Genomic DNA, 16,929 nt, shown 5'->3' with positions numbered 1-16,929 from the left:
CCCGACTCGCAGCCCCCGACCCAAACAGACCGTTCCCAGACGAACCCGGAACGGCATCCGGAGTAGCCTACGCCGTCCACGAGACAACCGAAATCCCCGACGCCATCCGGCGTCGCAACTGAAGAAGCCGCCGCTGCCGATTCCGCCGAGATCCGGGTCCTCGATCCCCGGCATTGGGCTTGCCCGGTTTTCGGCGGAAAGAACCGAATCGCCCTTCGACCGGCGGGTCGATGCCGCTCGGCCACGGTCTGGCCTCGGCCGGCTCGCCCGTCGCGGTGTTTCGTGCCGTTCAGTCGGTTCTCCCGACCGCGGGCCGCTTTCCCTGGAGAAGCCCCGCGCGCCAGACCGGCGCTCCGCAACGGCACCGGCCATAGACACGGGTCCAGGTTTTATCGCGATCGACCTCATGGGCGAATCGGAAACGATCGAAATCTGGCTTGAAAACTTTCGTCATCGCCGGCGCGAAAGCCCATCAATTCGTCATTCAGCACACCCGGTCGAAGCGGCTCTGGCCAAACGACCCATCGGCCCGGGTCGAGGGAAATGCCTGGAAAACTCCCGGGCTGCCGCAGTCTTCGGCGCAGCTCAAGCTTGTCGTGAAGCGGCTGCAGGCGAAAGGCCGAATCCCGTCCTCATCCCTGTCCTTCTCCCCCGCGAGGGAAGCAGCCCCCACCGGGGGGAGGAGTTTGTTTCCCGGCATGTCCCGGGCCGGCGCCCATTCGCCCCGTGACGCCGTCACGGGCATGCGCCGGGCCGTCGTGCGGCGTATGACTCGCAAACCAGCTTTGCGGCCCGTCAATCACCCGCCACCGTCATGGACTCGATCAGAATCGATCCGGTGCGAATGTTGCCGCGGAGATCGACGTCGTTGCCGATGGCGACGACGTGACCGAACATGTCCCGGAGATTGCCAGCGATGGTGATTTCCTCCACCGGGAACCGGATTTCACCGTTTTCCACCCAGTAACCCGCCGCACCGCGCGAATAGTCGCCGGTGACGATGTTGACGCCCTGCCCCAGGAGTTCGGTGACGATCAAACCGGTGCCCATCCGCCGGATCAGGGTGTCGCAGTCCTCCTGCCCCGGAGCGACGATGAGATTGTGCACGCCGCCGGCGTTGCCGGTGGTCTGCAACCCCAACTTGCGGGCGGAGTAGGTGCTCAACACATAGGATTCGAGCACGCCGTCGCGGACCAGGTCGCGGTCCCGGGTCGCCACGCCTTCGGCATCGTAAGGGGCACTGCCCAAGCCCCGGCGAAGGTGCGGCCGTTCGTGGATGTGGACGAATTCGGGGAAGATGCGTTGTCCCAGGGCGTCGAGCAGGAATGAGGACTTGCGGTAGAGATTGCCGCCGCGGATCGCTGCGATCAGATGGCCGATCAGACTGGAAGCCACGTCGGCGGCGAACAGCACGGGGCATTGCCGGGTCGACAGGCCCCGCGCACCCAACCGGCGCACGGTGCGCTCGGCGGCCTTGCGTCCCACCGCTTCGACGGATTCCAGCTCGGCCGGGTCGCGCGCCACGGTCCACCAATCGTCCCGCTGCATGTTGCCGTCGCGCTCGCCGATCACCGAACAGGACAGACTGTGACGACTGCTGGCGTAGCCGTGCAGGAAGCCGAGGCTGTTGCCAAGTACCCGTACGCCTTCGAAGGCGTTGAGACTGGCGCCTTCCGAGTTGGTGATCGCGTCGGAATGACTGCGCGCCGCGTTTTCACAGGCCAGGGCCAGTTCGATGCCCTGCTCCGCGTCCAGCGTCCAGGGATGGTAGAGGTCCAGATCCGGGATGTCCTTGGCCAGCAGCTCCGCTTCGGGCAGGCCGGCGCAGGGGTCTTCGGCGCCATAGCGGGCGATCCGGCAGGCCGCGCCTACGGTATCCGTCAGCGCCCGTTCGCTGAGATCCGTGGTGCTTGCCGACCCCTTGCGTTGCCCGTAATAAACCGTGATCCCGACACCCTGGCTGCGGTGGTGCTCGATGGTTTCCACTGCGCCCAGCCGGACGGTGAGCGAGAGGCCCTGGTCGGCGCTGCAGGCGACTTCGGCGGCACTCGCGCCCTGCCTGGCGGCTTCGTCCAGGCAGAGGCGGGTCAGCGATTCGAGCCGTTCGAGTTCGGTTCTAGTGTCAGACACGGGTACCTCCTACGGTCAATCCGTCGATTTTCAGGGTCGGCTGGCCGACTCCCACGGGCACACTCTGCCCATCCTTGCCGCAAGTGCCCACGCCGGGGTCGAGTTCCAGGTCGTTGCCAACCATGCTGACCCGCATCAGCACATCCGGTCCGTTGCCGATCAGGGTGGCGCCCCGCACCGGCCGGGTGATGCGACCGCCTTCGATCAAATAGGCCTCGCTGGCGGAGAACACGAACTTGCCGGACGTGATGTCGACCTGGCCGCCGCCGAAATTGCGGGCGTACAGACCTTTCGCCACGGAAGCGATGATCTCCTCCGGCGCATGCTCGCCCGGCAGCATGTAGGTGTTGGTCATGCGCGGCATGGGCAGGCACTGGTAGGACTCGCGGCGGCCGTTACCCGTGGGTGCCGCGCCCATCAGGCGGGCGTTGAGCCTGTCCTGCATGTAGCCCTTGAGGATGCCGTCTTCGATCAGCACGGTCCGGCGGGTGGGCGTGCCTTCGTCATCGATGCTCAAGGAACCGCGGCGGTTGGGCACGGTGCCGTCATCCACCACGGTACATAGAGGCGAGGCGACCCTCTCCCCGACCCGGCCGCTGAAGGCGGACGTGCCTTTGCGGTTGAAATCGCCTTCCAGACCGTGGCCGATGGCCTCGTGCAGCAGGATGCCGGGCCAGCCGGGGCCCAGCACCACCGTCATGGTCCCGGCCGGAGCGTCGCCGGCCTCCAGGTTCACCAGAGCCTGGCGCACTGCTTCGCGGGCATAACCCAGCGCCCGGTCCCGTTCGAAGAAGAAGCCGTAGTCGGTTCGTCCGCCGCCGCCGGCACTGCCCTGTTCGCGCCGGCCGCCGGCCTCGACGATGACGCTGACATTGAGCCGCACCAAGGGCCGCACGTCGCCGTGCATCGCACCGTCCAACCCGAAAATCAGCACCGAGGAATAGCCTCCGGAGAGGCTGACGAACACCTGTTCGACGCGGGGATCGGCACGGCGGGCCTCGGCGTCGAGGCTGCGCAGCAGATCGATCTTCGCTTCCGCCGGCAGCGATGCCAGCGGATCGACCGGGGCATACAGCCGCGGCACGGGCTGGACGCCGGAGACGGCGATACGGCCGGCCTGCCCGCCACGGGCGATGCTGCGGGCGTTACCCGCCGCCTCCAGCAATACCGGCAACGCCAGCTCATCGCTGTAGGCGAAGCCGGTCTTCTCGCCGGAAACGGCGCGCAGTCCAGCCCCTTGCTCGATGCCGTAGGAACCCTCCTTGACGATGCCGTCCTCCAGCGACCAGGACTCGTAATGGCTGGACTGGAGGTAGACGTCGGCATCGTCGATGTCGCTGCCCGCCAGCCGGGCCACGACCTTTTCGATGTCCTGCGGGATCAGCCCGCAGGGCTCCAGGATCGCCCGTTCGGCGATCGCCACGATTTCAGTTGCCATGATGACTCAAGCCGTTTGCTTTGGGAGGTTCAGGCGCAATGCAGGCGCCGGTGTTCGAGCACAGGGAAGGATGCGCGTACCTGCGCCAGACGCTCGCGGTCGATTTCGGCACAGACGATGCCGGCGCCCGTGGGCAGCGACGCAAGCACCTTGCCCCAGGGATCGACCACCATGCTATGGCCGAAGGTCTCCCGTCCGTTCAGGTGGAAGCCGCCCTGGTTGGATGCCACGGTATAACAGAGATTTTCGACCGCGCGCGCGCGCACCAGGATTTCCCAGTGCGCCGCCCCGGTGCGGGCGGTGAAAGCCGCCGGCACGGCGAGGAGGTCCAGCCCTTGTTGCGCCATGCGACGGAACAGTTCAGGGAACCGGAGATCGTAGCAGATGGCTATCCCCAGCGCGCCGAACGGCGAATCCAGCACCAGCGGCACGGTGCCGGGTTCGATGGTCAGGGATTCGCGGTAGGTTTCCTCGGTACCCGGCACCACGACGTCGAACAGATGTATCTTGTCGTAGCGGCCGACCCGTCTCCCGTGGTCGTCGTAGACCAGGCACGATGCCCGCACCCGGCCGTCTCCGGCGCACATCGGCATGGTCCCGCCGACCAGCCAGACCTTGTGGCGCTCGGCCGCGCCCGCGAGAAACTCCTGGATCGGCCCGCTGCCGTCGGTTTCCGCCACACCGAGTTTGTCGGTTTCGGTCATGCCCATGATCGCGAAATTCTCCGGCAGCACCACCAGCCTGGCGCCGGCCTCCGCGGCCTGCTTGACGAGCCGGCCGGCCTCCAGCAGATTCGACCCGACTTGCGGTCCGGAAGCCATTTGAACCGCTGCACAAATCATTTTTTTCATTCCTTCTCTCTCTACCAAATTTCAAATCGATTCTTGACCGTCCCGGTATCACTCCCGCGGCGCGTCGCCCGAATCCTTGGTGATGACCGGATTGTCCAGGCTGCCCTCGACCCGATAGCGTGTCTGGGTCAGACGCTCCACCTGTCCGTCCATCATCTTGTCGGCGACGAACACGCCGGCCCCCACTGCCGCTCCCACCGCCGGCCCGAGCGGACCGCCCATGAGGACGCCGGCAACGGGCAGGGCGATGCTGGTGTTGGGGATCACCGTCACGACCTGGTCGACCTCCCGGGTCGCCAGCTTCACGCCGCCATCGATAACGATCTTGGCCGCCACGCCGTCGATCACGAAGCCCTTCGTCTCCGCCCTTCCATGGGCGATATCCAGCTTGCCGGCGATGCCGTCGTAGGCCATGCCGGCGCCGAACAGGTCGGAGAAGTCCAGGCTGAGGCGCCGCCACAAGGCATCGACGTTGAACAGTCCGAGAAACCGGCCTATCCCCACATCCACCTTCAGTAGCGCCCCCTTGCCCAGTTTCATGTCGACCGTGCCGGCGAGATTGGCGGAGGAGACCCCGAACGGCGTCTCTGCCCAGTTCAGTGTGTAGTTCACCTCCGCCGGCGTATCCCGCACGAACTCCGGGTAGCCGAACTCCGCCGCCAGCATGCCCGAATTCTTCACTTTGAGCGTACCGGCGATATGGGTCCTGTCAGTACCGCCATGGCGCGTCCATTCGCCCCGCTCGACGACGAGTTCGTGATTGTCGGAACGCAGACTGGCCGAACGCAGCACGATGCCGCGCGCCTGGCTGTCCACTTCGACCTGCAGCCGCCCCACGTCGAAACCATGCCAGAGCACATGGCGACCGACCAGACTCAAGGACGGGAAACTGCCCGGATGGAGGGTGTCCAGCCAGGAGTCGGTCGAAGCGACCGCCTTCTCGTCCAGCCGGGACAGTTTGACGAAATCGAGATCGGCCTTGATGCTGGACAGCCGCCCGGCAGCCATGTCGGCGTCGAATCCGCCCTTGACGTAAGCCGAGTCGATCATGCCCCGGAGGCCGCCCGCTCGCCCGACCGCCTGCACGACCACCGGTCCTTTCGCCGCGCCATCCCACAGCAACCGTCCGATCTGCACGTCCAGCGCCTTGACGTCCATCCCGATACCCTCGCGCTCGGGGCCGCCGGCGGCGAAGACATCGGCCCAAGGCGCCAGATCCAGGCTCGGCGACCGGACCACGACACGCAAGCCGGAGCCGTCGGCAGTCTTCGGCAACCCCGTTCCCACCGCGAGCTGCAAACCCTTCAGGCGGTAGTCTTCCCCGCCCAGATCGAGCCGCGCCGTGACGTCGGCGCCATAGCTCAGGTCGATCCGCGTGGCAGCCCCCCCCAACCGAGTGTCGAGGCGGAACATCCTCCGTTCGCCCTGCGCCTTGCCCAAAGGTGCCGGTAAGATCACCTTCGTGCCAACGAGATCCGAACTCAGACTCAGCGGCACACCGCCGCCCGGCTCCATGGCAACGGGCAGCCTGACGCTCACGGTCAGGGGAATGGCCCCCGCCAGATGGCGCCAGAGGGGGTTCGGAAACCTGTCCCTGAATGCCGCCACCGGGAACTGTCCGCTCACATCCACGTCCAGGCCATCACCGCTGCGCCGGGCCCGGCCGGATACGGCCTTGTGCAACCATTGTCCCTGGAGCCGGCCGGACACCAGCCCGTCCTCGGTGAATCCCAGTTCACCGTCGGCCTTCTCGACCGGCTCGGCGAGACCGGTGAGCTCGACACGGGTCCGGCTCAGCCGCGCGGTACCGTCCAGCTTGAACGGCGGCGCTTTGCTTTCCATCGGAACTCTCATGGCCAGATCGAGAAGCACGTCCCCCTCGACCGTCATCACCGCATCCACTTTATCGGCCACCGGACGGAGCGGAGTGGTCCGGAAAAACTCGAGGCACTGCGCCAAGGTCGCCGATACCCGACCCTCGATGCCGATGACCGCGTCCTTCGCCAAGTCGGCAACCGTGGCTCTGGCGCCACGTATCTCGCCACCGGCCAGTCGGCCACTGGCCGCCTCGACCTCCATCCCCGGTCCGGAGAAACGAACCGTCCCGGCGGCATCCTCCAAGGCGGGCCATTCCGGATCGTAGCGCAGACGCACACCGGAAAACCCGACGTCGGCTTGAAATAGCCCTTCGCCCTTGCGAAACGGAAACGCCGCCAGCGGCCCCCCGAAACGGAGGCGGGCGCCATCCAGCCGGCCGTGCTCCAAACTCTGGTCGAGCCAGCGACCCAGCAGCGGAAACGTCTTGGCCGGGAAATAACGTTTGAGGCGGGAGGCGTCCGCCGCCCCGGCTTCGGCCCGCAGATCGACCCAAAGCCCCTGGCCCGCCCTCCGGCTGAGACCGAACGACGCCGACAGAGACCAGTCGCCGGTTTCCAGTCTTGCCCGGTCTGCGCGCATGGCCCAGTCTTCACCGGTCCGCCGCCACGCCAGAGGGATGTCGGCCTGCTGGATCAGGACCGGCTCGGCCAGCATGCCGGCCGGGTCCAGCACACCATTCTGCATGCGGACCACTCCCCTCCCGCGCTCGTCACTGCCGCAGACGTGGCCGCTGAGACCGGCGGCGCCGGGCAGACCGTCGCGGGCCGGAAGCACGATGTCGGCGAAGTGCGCGCACAGGCCGAAGCGGGGGTTCCCTGCACTCTCGTAGCCGAAACGGAGCGCCTCGAGCCTCCCCGCCGGCGGGGGAGCGGGCAACCCGAGCATGAACCACAGCGGGCGGAGGTCGTCCAGGGCGACGGTGTCGGCGACGGCAAAAGCCGATGCAACACGGCCGTCCGAGCCCCGGGTCACCGCCAGGGCCAGGCGGGACAATGGCCATTCATGCCCGCCGGACACCACTTTCAGCCCTTGGGCGTTGATCCGCCAGCCGCCCGCTTCACGGTGCCAGAACACGTCGCCGGCAAGGGCGGCCAGTGCCAAGCCCGGCGTGTTGCCGGGTCCGCCAGACAATTGCTCGATGCGGAGGTTGCGGACGCCGAAGCGCGCTGCGAGCGACTCGATACTGCCCGCCGAGAGCTGACCCCAGGCACGCACGTCCGTGAGCCCAGACCCCAGACGGAAGCCCGCCGGCAATTCGTCCTCCAGCGCGGTCAGAGCCAGATCCTCGGCATCGGCATAGAGGCTGCCCGACAGCGTGCTGGATTCGAACAGGTCCCCGCGCAGGTCGAAACCGACCCGCACGGTACCCGCGAGCGCCGCCGGCGGGTCCAGGCTAACGCTCAGCCGGTGGCGGTCGCCGCGGCTGACCAGCAGCAGATCGACGTCGCCCAGTTCCAGCCTGGCACCGCCCCGCTGAAGATCCTGCCAGTCGATCCGGCAGTCGCTGATCCGGAAAGAACCCAGGCTTCGCAGCCAGTCCGGAATGGTCTCGATCGCGTGCAAGCCGACGATGCCGAAGCCGCCGTCGGCGAGACGGCGCAGGGACAGCGGGGTACCGCGCAGCTCGAGCCAGGTCACGCGCAGGTCGTGCGCCATCAATGAAGCCATGGCCGCTATGCCGAGCCGTATCTCGGCGAAACGGAGGGACTCGGCACCCGCGTCGTCGAGGACGGAGACCTCGCGCAGCACCAGCTCCAGCGTCCCGGTCCACAGCGCCGCCGAAATGTGACCGATCCGGATGTTTTCGCCGCCGAGCCGCCCTATCCGCTGTTCCAAGTACCCCTTGAACTCGTCGATCCCGGGTATCAGCCACCACCGGAACGCCGCGGACCCGGCGGCGAGTCCGAGCAGTGCGACGAGCGCTCCGTAACGGACGGCGCGGGCGGAAACGCGTAGGATGCTTTTCAAAAGACCGGTAGCCGCATGGAAATATCGACAGGAAACCTCGCCCGAAGGCGTCGGCGGATTCTCCCACGCCGGCCGGATGCCCGCAAAACGCCGCCGGGGTCGGGGAAAGCATGGGGCTAAAGGATCACGACATCGTACTGTTCCTGGTTGTACTGGGACTCGGCGCGGAACTTGATCGGGACACCGATGAAGGATTCGAGCTCGGACAGCGTGTCCGCCTCCTCGTCCAGCAGCCGCTCCACCACCTCGTTGGACGCCAGCACCAGCAGTTCCTGAACCTGGTACTGGCGCACCTCGCGGATGATCTCGCGGAAGATGTCCAGGCAGGTCGTTTCCGCCGTCTTCAGCACCCCGCGCCCGCCACAGGCGGGGCATGGCTCGCACAGCACCTGCTCCAGGCTCTCGCGGGTACGTTTGCGGGTCATCTCCACCAGGCCCAGGGGCGACACCTCGCTGATGGTGTTCTTGGCCGGGTCGCGCTCGAGGTGCCGGCTCAGGGCATGCAGGACCTGTGCCTTGTGATCCTCGTCCCGCATGTCGATGAAGTCGATGATGATGATGCCGCCCAGATTCCTCAGCCGGAGCTGACGGGCGATGGCCTGGGCCGCCTCGAGATTGGTCTTGAAGATGGTTTCCTCGAGGTTGCGCCCGCCGACGAAGGCGCCGGTGTTGACGTCGACCGTGGTCATCGCCTCGGTCTGGTCGAAGATCAGATAGCCGCCGGACTTGAGCGTCACCCGCCGCTCCAGCGCCTTCTGGATTTCCTCTTCCACGCCGTAGAGGTCGAACAGCGGACGCTCACCGGCGTAATGCTCGATCATCGGAGCGATCTCGGGCACGAACTCTCTCGCGAACTTGGTGAGCCGCGCATGGGTTTCCCGTGAGTCGACCCGGATCTTGTCCACCCGGGTGCGGCGCAGATCGCGCAGCACGCGCATGCTCAGGGGCAGGTCCTCGTGCAGCAGCACCTTGACCTTCGCGGTCTTGATCCGCTGGGCGATGGAATTCCAGAGCTTGAGCAGGAACAACATGTCCGCCCGCAGCAGGGACTCGTCCACGCCCTCCGCCGAGGTCCGGGCGATGAAACCGCCGGTACCGTGCTCCCGCTGGAATGCCTCCACACAGGCCCGCAAGCGTGCCCTCTCGGCCTCGCATTCGATCCGCTGCGATACTCCCGAAGTCTTGGAAAACGGCATGTAGACTTCGTACACCGAGGGCACCGAAATCTCGGTGCTCAAACGCGCGCCCTTGGTGCCGATGGGGTCCTTGACGACCTGCACGGCGATCTCCTGGCCCTCCCTGAAGATGGCTTCGATCTTGTCGGTGCCGGCCTTCTCGCGTTCCGCCGCGCTCAGGTCGGAGATGTGCAGGAAGGCCGCCCGCTCCAGCCCGATGTCGACGAACACCGCCTGCATGCCGGGCAGCACCCGGCAGACCCTGCCCTTGTAAATGTTGCCGACCAGACCGCGGCGCCGGGTCCGCTCGATCAACACCTCCTGAACGACCCCGTTTTCGACGATGGCGACACGGGTCTCCGGCGGCGTGACGTTGATGAGTATCTCGTCGCTCATGGCGCGGCTCCGGCCAGGAGGCGCGCGGTCCCCAGTCCCAGATGCCGCAGCAGACGGGCCGTTTCCAGCAGCGGCAGGCCCATGACGCCGGAAAAGCTGCCCTGAAGCTCGGCCACGAACAGCTCGCCGCGGCCCTGGATGGCATAGGCGCCCGCCTTGTCCGCCGGCTCACCGCTGGCCCAGTAGGCGTCGATCTCCTCGAGCCCGAGGTCGCGAAACCTCACCCGGCTGACGCTCAATGCCTGCCAGTGGCAGTCGCCGCGACGCAGGGACACCGCACTGAGCACTTCGTGGGTCCGCCCCGACAGCCGGCCCAGCATCTCCCGCGCGTGTTCCGCTCCCTGCGGCTTGCCGAAGATTTGCCCGTCGAGCACCACCTCGGTGTCGGCCGCCAGCACCGCCGCATCGGAGGGCGCCATGCTCTGACCCCGGGCGGACTTGTCGGATGCCACCCGGCGCACGTAGTCTTCGGCGGCTTCCCCGCAGCGGGGCACCTCTTCCACCTCGACTCCGAGCACCTCGAACGGCAGGCCGAAGCGGCCCAGCAACTCGCGGCGCCTGGGCGAGGTCGAGGCGAGGATCAGCTTGAGGTCTTCGGCCTGCATGGGCTCAGCGATGGTAAGGGTGGTTGTTGAGGAGGGTCCAGGCCCGGTACAACTGTTCGGCGACGATGACCCGCACCAGTGGATGCGGAAAGGTCATCCGAGACAGACTCCAGCTTTCCGCGGCGCGCTGCCGGCAGGCGTCCGACAGGCCATCCGGTCCGCCGACCAGCAGGGCGATGTCCCGCCCTTCGCGCAGCCAGCGCGCCAGGACCTCGGCCAGTTCGCGCGTGCTCCAGTCCTTGCCGCCGACGTCCAGCGTAACGATATGCGCATTGCCGCCCACCGCCGCCAGCATCCGCTGACCTTCGTCGGCGAGGATGCGCTGGATGTCGCAATTACGGGTGCGTTTGCCCGGCGCGATCTCGCGCAGCATCAGGGCGCATTCGCGCGGCAGGCGACGGGCATATTCCTCGTACCCCTCGTTGACCCAGGACGGCATGCGCTCGCCCACGCAGACCAGGTTGAGCTGCATGGGGCGGAGTCAGGCCACCTGCAGCATGTTTTCCAGCGCCCCGCGGGCCTCGGCGGCGATGGCGGCGGGGACCTCGATCCGGTTGACCACATGGCCTTCGACCAGATTCTCCAGCACCCAGAGCAGATGCTGGGGGTCGGTCCGGAACATGGTCGAACACATGCACACCGTGGGCGAGAGGAAATGCACCGATTTGCCCTGCGGCTGGACCTCGCGGGCCAGGCGGTTGACCAGGTTGAGCTCCGTGCCCACCAGCCAGCGCGTGTTCGGCTCGGCGGCCCGGACGGTGTTGAGGATGTACTCGGTGGAACCGATGTACTGCGCCTTCTGGCAGACTTCGAAGCTGCACTCGGGATGCACGATCACCCGGGTGTCGGGATATTGCGCGAGGAAACGGTCGATGTGTTCGGGGCGGAACATCTGATGCACCGAGCAGAAACCGGCCCAGAGGATCATCCGCGCCCGCCGGATCTCGTCTTCCGTCAGGCCGCCCAAGGGCTTGCCGAAATCCCAGGTGACCATCTCCTCCAGCGGGATCCCCATGCGGTAGCCGGTATTGCGGCCCAGGTGCTGGTCGGGGAAGAACAGGACCTTCCCGCGCCGGGCGAAGCTCCACTCCAGGATTTTCTGCGCGTTGCTGGACGTACAGACGATGCCGCCGTGGCGCCCGCAGAACGCCTTGAGATCGGCCGCCGAATTGATGTAGGTGACCGGTGTCACCTCGCTTTCCGGATCGAGCACCGTCGCCAGCTCGCGCCAGCAGCGCTCCACGGCGACCAGGTTCGCCATGTCCGCCATCGAGCAACCGGCGGCCAGGTCCGGCAAGATAGCCACCTGGTCCGGACGGGACAGGATGTCGGCGACCTCCGCCATGAAATGCACACCGCAGAACACGATGTATTCCGCATCCGACTGCGAGGCCAGACGGGACAGCTTCAGCGAATCACCGGTGAAATCGGCGTGCCGGAACACCTCGTCGCGCTGGTAATGATGGCCGAGGATCACGCAGCGCTTGCCCAGCGCCGCCCGCGCCGCGCGGATGCGGGTTTCGCACTCGGCATCGTCGAGCATCGCGTAATCGTGTATGGATAAAGCGGTTTCACTCATGGACTTCGTTGGCTGCTCTGGCGGAAGGAATGACCAAGTGGGCCAGTATGGTATGACAAAGCGGACCGACACGGCTCATTTCGGTTTCGCCAACTCGACGAGGATGATCTCCGCCTCGTTTTCGCCGACGTTCTCGATGCTCATCCATTGCCCGGACTCCCAGAACACCTGGCCCGGTTCATAGGTGTTGGACTGGCCGCCTTCCTCGACCCGCACCCTCCCCCGCACCACGTAGCGCGGCCCCGGCCCTTCGTGGGTATGCAGCGGCGTCTTGTAGCCCACCGGCAGCACCACCCGCGCCACCCGCACGTCGATTCGCGGTGCCGCCGGCTCGAACCCTTTCTCCAAAAGCTCCTGGCGGGAAAAAGCTGCCTCGGCGGCAATGGCCTGGCCGTCCAGGCCGGCGGCAACGGCCAGCAACAGAAGCGGCCAGCCCGTGCGTGATTTCATACCCCTCCCTCCTCAGGCACCCAGTTCCTCGACCTGCGGAACACGCGCGCGCCGCTGCAGCCACATCACACCGAACAGGTCCACGATCCCCACCCACAGCCGGTGCCATGTGCCGTATTTGGAGACGCCCGAAAGGCGGGGTCGGTGATTGACCTCGACCGAGACGACCGGCGCACCGGCCCGCTGGGTCAAGGCTGGCAGGAAACGGTGCATGTGGTCGAAATAAGGAAGCTCCAGAAACAGGGCGCGGGAAAAAACCTTGAGGCCGCAGCCGGTATCCGGCGTATTGTCGCGCAGCAAACCGCCGCGCACGGCATTGGCGATACGCGAGGAGAACCGGCGCCAGCCGGTGTCCTTGCGCTTCCGCCGATAGCCGGCCACCATGCCGCGGCCGGTTTCCCCGCCGAGCCGGTCCAGGGCTTCGAGCAGGCGGGGGATGTCCGCGGGATCGTTCTGGCCGTCGCCGTCCAGCGTGGCGATCCACGCTCCCCGCGCCGCCAGGATGCCGGTGCGCAGCGCCGTGCTCTGCCCGCAGCAGCGGACATGCCGGAGCACACGCAGCACGGGTACCGAGGTCTTCAGAGCGCGCAGCTTCTCCAGCGTCCCGTCGGTGCTGCCGTCGTCGACGTAGACGATTTCGTAATCGCCCAGCGGAGTCAGCGCCCGGGTGATTTCGCCGATGAGAGATTCGAGATTGTCTATTTCGTTATGGACGGGAACGACGACCGAAAGGCGCATGGACATACCTTGGAATAGGAACGCTCGATGAGAGCTCAGACGTAATGGACGGCGGGCTCGCCGGCAATGATTTCGCCCACGGCAAAGGCACGCTCGCCCAGGCTGCTCAGCGCCTCCAGGGTACGCGCCTCATCCTCCGGCGCCACACACACGATCATGCCGACGCCGCAGTTGAACGTCCGGAACATCTCCGGAGTCTCCACCCCTCCCTGCCGTTGCAGCCAGCGGAAAATCTCGGGCATGGTCCAGGCGGCGGTGTCGATCCGGGCCGCGGTTCCGACGGGCAGGACGCGCGGAAGGTTCTCGGTGATGCCGCCGCCGGTGATATGGGCCAAGGCATGGACCTCCACGGACTTCAGGAGTTCGAGCAGAGGCTTGACGTAGATCCGGGTCGGCTCCAGCAGCCAGTCGCCCAGGGCGCGGCCGGCGACCGGCGCATCCAGCCCCAGGCCGGAATGATCGACGATCTTGCGGATGAGCGAATAGCCATTGGAATGCGGCCCCGATGACGCAAGGCCGATCAACCGGTCGCCCGGCCTGACCCGGCTGCCGTCGATGATCGCCTCCTTCTCCACCACGCCGACACAGAAGCCGGCCAGATCGTAGTCGCCTCCGGCGTACATGCCCGGCATCTCCGCCGTTTCGCCGCCGACCAGGGCGCAGCCGGCCCGCTCGCAGCCCTGGGCGATGCCGGCGATCACCGAGGCCGCAACGTCCACGTCCAGCCTGCCGGTCGCATAGTAGTCGAGGAAGAACAGCGGCTCGGCACCCTGCACCACGATGTCGTTGGCGCACATCGCCACCAGGTCGATGCCGACGCCGCCGTGGCGGCCCGACTCGATCGCCAGCCGGAGCTTGGTGCCGACCCCATCGGTTCCCGCCACCAGCACCGGCTTGCGGTAGCGATCCACCGGCAGCTCGAACAGCGAACCGAATCCCCCCAACCCCGCCAGTACGCCGGGCCGTACCGTCTTCCGCGCCGCCGGCTTGATGCGCTCCACCAGGGCATTGCCGGCCGCGATGTCGACACCGGCGCTCTTGTAGTCGAAAGAAAGGGGATTTTCGGTTTTCAAGGAGACTCCTGCATGAAGATGGGGCCGCGCGGCCCTCCGGCCGTCCCCTGGCCAAGACGGCGCGCGTTCCGGAAAAGGCGACAGGGTAGTTTACCACCATCGCCCCGTCGTCGTTACTGCCGCCCAAGGCTTGACGGCCTTCACCCATCCGGAGATTATCGAAGTCCCGTAAGGAGTGCGACCATGCGGCCAGAACACATCCCCAACATCATCAGCACCCTCCGGATATTCCTGGTCTACCCGGTCGTCCACCTGATGCTGGCGGAGCGCTACACGGCCGCCCTGGCTCTGTTCGTGGTCGCCGGCGTATCCGACGCGATCGACGGCTTCCTCGCCAAGCACTACGGCTGGCAATCCCGGCTCGGCTCCTACCTGGACCCCCTGGCGGACAAGCTGCTCCTGGTCTGCTGCTTCGTCGCCGGCGCCTGGCTCGGCCTCCTCCCCGTCTGGATGGCCGCCGCCGTCCTCCTCCGCGATGCCGTGATCGTCACCGGCGCCATCGCCTACTACCTGCTGCTGCACCCCTTCGACGGCCAGCCCATCCTCGCCAGCAAGCTGAACACCCTGCTGCAGCTGGCGTTCATCGTCGCCATCCTCTTCAACCGCGGCGTCTCCGAACTGCCCCCGTTCCTGCTCGACGGCCTGCTCGCCGCCACCCTCGCCACGACGATCGCCAGCGGAGCGATCTACGTCTACGTCTGGGGGCGGAACTACCGGCTGGAAACGGCGCAGGGGCGCAGGTGAGGCTTTCCGGGCTTCGCATCCGGCGGTTCTCCGGATGTGCAAGGCGGGTGCTTCGAATGACGCATCGGGCCGGGAACAACCGTCGAGATTCCAGTCAGAAAGGGGCACCTCGAAAAACCGGGGGCTTGGGAAATACCGGACCTGAATTTCCCGGCTGAAGCGCCATGATCGGAGAGAGCCCATGCGCCGCCGAGGAACGCGAAGCCAGGCTGGACCGGCTGGGCGATGTGCTGCGAGGAAGGGAGACGCATATCGACTTCAAGGCGCTGACCGCCGAAATCGACTGGGGGGCAAAAAACCCTGCACGGTCAAGCTGAAGAAGGCCAGGGCGGTCAAAGCCAAGTTCATCCGAAAAGCCAGATAGCGAGAAATGCAAAGCCCCCGCGCCAGGGCGCGGAGCATTAAAGAACACGACTCGGACCCCACGAGGGAGACCTGCACCTAACCAACCGGCTCATCTCGTTACATAATCAAAAAATGAGATCTGCCCACCTCGAACAGGCTCACGGACTCCCCGCGCGGGGCTCACATCCGTGAGCGCCTTTCATTCATTTCCGCCATCGCCCCTGCTCGCGCCATTCGTATCGGCGCTGTGGGTCCACGACGACCTGATGAAGCCGGAGTTGGGGACGTGCACCGTGCTGCCCGACACGGCAAGCTATGTCTGCTTTCTGTGCGGCGATCATCCCATCCAGGCAACGCACAGGCACCGGACCTACACGACGCTGAGCGGCGTGTCGGGCTTTCAGACGCACCGCTTCGACCTCGAAAGCCGGGGAGCCATGTCGGGGGTGACCGTGCGCCTGACCCCCTGGGGACTGAGCGCCTTCCTGGGAGACGCGGTGGGCGCCGTGGCGGAAATCCGGGTGGATTGCCGCGACCTGTTTGCGCCGGCGGCGGTCCGGGAATTGGAAGACCACCTGTTCCGCCTGAAATCCCCCAAAGCCCGCGCGCAATGCGTCGAAAACTTCCTGCTGGCCCGGCTGCGCCATCCCCGGGTGGACGAGCTGGCTCGGGCGGCCTGCCTGGCCTTGGCGAGGACCAGCGGCGCTTTGCCGATCAGGAAGCTGGCGCGCGACCTCGATCTGGGCGAACGCACGCTGGTGCGGCGCTTCCAGAACGCCATCGGCACGACTCCCAAGAAATACGCTCGCGTACTGCGCCTGCGCGACGCGGTGTACCTGCACAACAAGTTCTCGTCCTGGACCGAGATTGCCTATGCGGCGGGCTATTGCGACCAGAGCCACCTCATCCGCGAATGCCAGGACCTATTCGGCGCTTCGCCGGAAGCGCTGTTTCCGATTCCCCGCGGCGCCGACACGGACAAATCCGGAGAACCCGACCGGTCGGTTTCGTCCAGATTGGTCATCGCCCGTTAAACTGTCGACCGCCGGGTGCGGTCCGGACACCGGTGGACAACTCGACGTATTCCGACCGACGGCTTCCCTGGAGTCGCCCCATGCCAAAATCGACCATACGCTACTGGAATCCCCTGACCCAGTCCGCCGACGCCGGCTGGACGGCCGTGCCCGGCCTGGAAGGCATGGCCGAGCACCTGACCCTGAGCCTGGACGAGACGACCGGCGAATGCACGCGGCTGACCCGCTTCTTCCCCGGCGCGGACACCGCCGCGCTGGGCGGCAAGAGCCACGACTATCCGGAGGAAATCTTCATCGTCTCAGGAAGGCTGTACGATCAAGCCTTCGAGCTGTGGCTGGAAACCGGCCACTATGCCAGCCGCCCGCCGGGCGAAGTCCATGGGCCATTCCGCACCGACGACGGTTGCCTGGTACTGGAGATTTCGTTTCCGCAGAAAACTGCCGGCTGAGGCAATGGATGCGGAACTCCGAGGGAAAGGAACCGCCGGTCGGCGCCGAGACCCGACCGGCCTCGGCCATCGGCGG

Annotated in this window: 15 protein-coding genes; 4 read left to right on the top strand and 11 right to left on the bottom strand. The window is 66.4% G+C overall.

Features of this window, described 5'->3' with window-relative positions:
• Positions 1 to 795 precede the first annotated feature (795 nt).
• The 11 genes from pmbA to purM form a co-directional block, all read right to left on the bottom strand.
• Entirely contained in the window at positions 796 to 2,130 is a 1,335-nt protein-coding gene (gene pmbA, locus ACSHWJ_RS10115; protein ID WP_282213591.1) for a metalloprotease PmbA, read from the bottom strand.
• Positions 2,123 to 3,568, bottom strand: coding sequence for a metalloprotease TldD (tldD, locus tag ACSHWJ_RS10110; protein ID WP_432539735.1), 1,446 nt, complete (start codon positions 3,566 to 3,568; stop codon positions 2,123 to 2,125). The genes pmbA and tldD overlap by 8 nt, the downstream gene beginning before the upstream one ends.
• Before the next feature lie 29 nt (positions 3,569 to 3,597).
• Positions 3,598 to 4,419, bottom strand: a complete 822-nt coding sequence (locus tag ACSHWJ_RS10105; protein WP_010959741.1) for a carbon-nitrogen hydrolase family protein — start codon at positions 4,417 to 4,419, stop codon at positions 3,598 to 3,600.
• A gap of 48 nt (positions 4,420 to 4,467) precedes the next feature.
• Positions 4,468 to 8,265, bottom strand: a complete 3,798-nt coding sequence (locus ACSHWJ_RS10100) for a YhdP family protein (RefSeq protein WP_432539734.1) — start codon at positions 8,263 to 8,265, stop codon at positions 4,468 to 4,470.
• 116 nt (positions 8,266 to 8,381) lie between these two features.
• A complete protein-coding gene (gene rng / locus ACSHWJ_RS10095; RefSeq protein WP_010959739.1) occupies positions 8,382 to 9,836 on the bottom strand; it encodes a ribonuclease G in 1,455 nt (484 codons plus the stop codon).
• Entirely contained in the window at positions 9,833 to 10,441 is a 609-nt protein-coding gene (locus ACSHWJ_RS10090; protein WP_010959738.1) for a Maf family protein, read from the bottom strand. Before ACSHWJ_RS10090 ends, rng begins: the two co-directional genes overlap by 4 nt.
• Before the next feature lie 4 nt (positions 10,442 to 10,445).
• Positions 10,446 to 10,913: a 23S rRNA (pseudouridine(1915)-N(3))-methyltransferase RlmH gene (gene rlmH / locus ACSHWJ_RS10085; RefSeq protein ID WP_010959737.1), complete on the bottom strand. Its 468-nt coding sequence runs from the start codon at positions 10,911 to 10,913 to the stop codon at positions 10,446 to 10,448.
• 9 nt (positions 10,914 to 10,922) lie between these two features.
• Positions 10,923 to 12,020: a quinolinate synthase NadA gene (gene nadA, locus ACSHWJ_RS10080; RefSeq protein ID WP_041360646.1), complete on the bottom strand. Its 1,098-nt coding sequence runs from the start codon at positions 12,018 to 12,020 to the stop codon at positions 10,923 to 10,925.
• Positions 12,021 to 12,095: 75 nt separating this feature from the next.
• The gene (locus ACSHWJ_RS10075) at positions 12,096 to 12,470 is read right to left on the bottom strand and encodes a cupin domain-containing protein (RefSeq protein ID WP_010959735.1); all 375 of its coding nucleotides are present in this window, start codon (positions 12,468 to 12,470) and stop codon (positions 12,096 to 12,098) included.
• A gap of 12 nt (positions 12,471 to 12,482) precedes the next feature.
• On the bottom strand, positions 12,483 to 13,214 hold the full coding sequence (locus ACSHWJ_RS10070) for a glycosyltransferase family 2 protein (protein WP_010959734.1): 732 nt from the start codon (positions 13,212 to 13,214) through the stop codon (positions 12,483 to 12,485).
• Positions 13,215 to 13,243: 29 nt separating this feature from the next.
• On the bottom strand, positions 13,244 to 14,281 hold the full coding sequence (purM, locus tag ACSHWJ_RS10065; protein ID WP_432539733.1) for a phosphoribosylformylglycinamidine cyclo-ligase: 1,038 nt from the start codon (positions 14,279 to 14,281) through the stop codon (positions 13,244 to 13,246).
• Positions 14,282 to 14,464: 183 nt separating this feature from the next.
• Here purM and ACSHWJ_RS10060 point away from each other — a divergent pair, with 183 nt between their 5' ends.
• From ACSHWJ_RS10060 to ACSHWJ_RS10045, 4 genes are all read left to right on the top strand, one after another.
• Positions 14,465 to 15,025 carry a CDP-alcohol phosphatidyltransferase family protein gene (locus ACSHWJ_RS10060; protein ID WP_010959732.1) on the top strand — a complete coding sequence of 187 codons (561 nt, stop codon included), beginning with the start codon at positions 14,465 to 14,467 and terminating at the stop codon, positions 15,023 to 15,025.
• A 164-nt stretch (positions 15,026 to 15,189) separates the two neighbouring features.
• The gene (locus tag ACSHWJ_RS10055) at positions 15,190 to 15,342 is read left to right on the top strand and encodes a hypothetical protein (protein WP_017365226.1); all 153 of its coding nucleotides are present in this window, start codon (positions 15,190 to 15,192) and stop codon (positions 15,340 to 15,342) included.
• Positions 15,343 to 15,558: 216 nt separating this feature from the next.
• Positions 15,559 to 16,404 (top strand): helix-turn-helix domain-containing protein, encoded by an 846-nt coding sequence (locus tag ACSHWJ_RS10050; RefSeq protein ID WP_432539732.1) that lies wholly within the window; start codon positions 15,559 to 15,561, stop codon positions 16,402 to 16,404.
• 80 nt (positions 16,405 to 16,484) lie between these two features.
• Entirely contained in the window at positions 16,485 to 16,853 is a 369-nt protein-coding gene (locus ACSHWJ_RS10045) for a cupin domain-containing protein (RefSeq protein ID WP_041360643.1), read from the top strand.
• The last annotated feature ends 76 nt before the right edge of the window (positions 16,854 to 16,929 follow it).

Source organism: Methylococcus sp. S1M (assembly GCF_051295855.1).
Taxonomy (GTDB): domain Bacteria; phylum Pseudomonadota; class Gammaproteobacteria; order Methylococcales; family Methylococcaceae; genus Methylococcus; species Methylococcus capsulatus.
The sequence above is the reverse complement of the archived record's forward strand: the minus strand, read 5'-3'. Positions and strand labels throughout refer to the sequence as shown.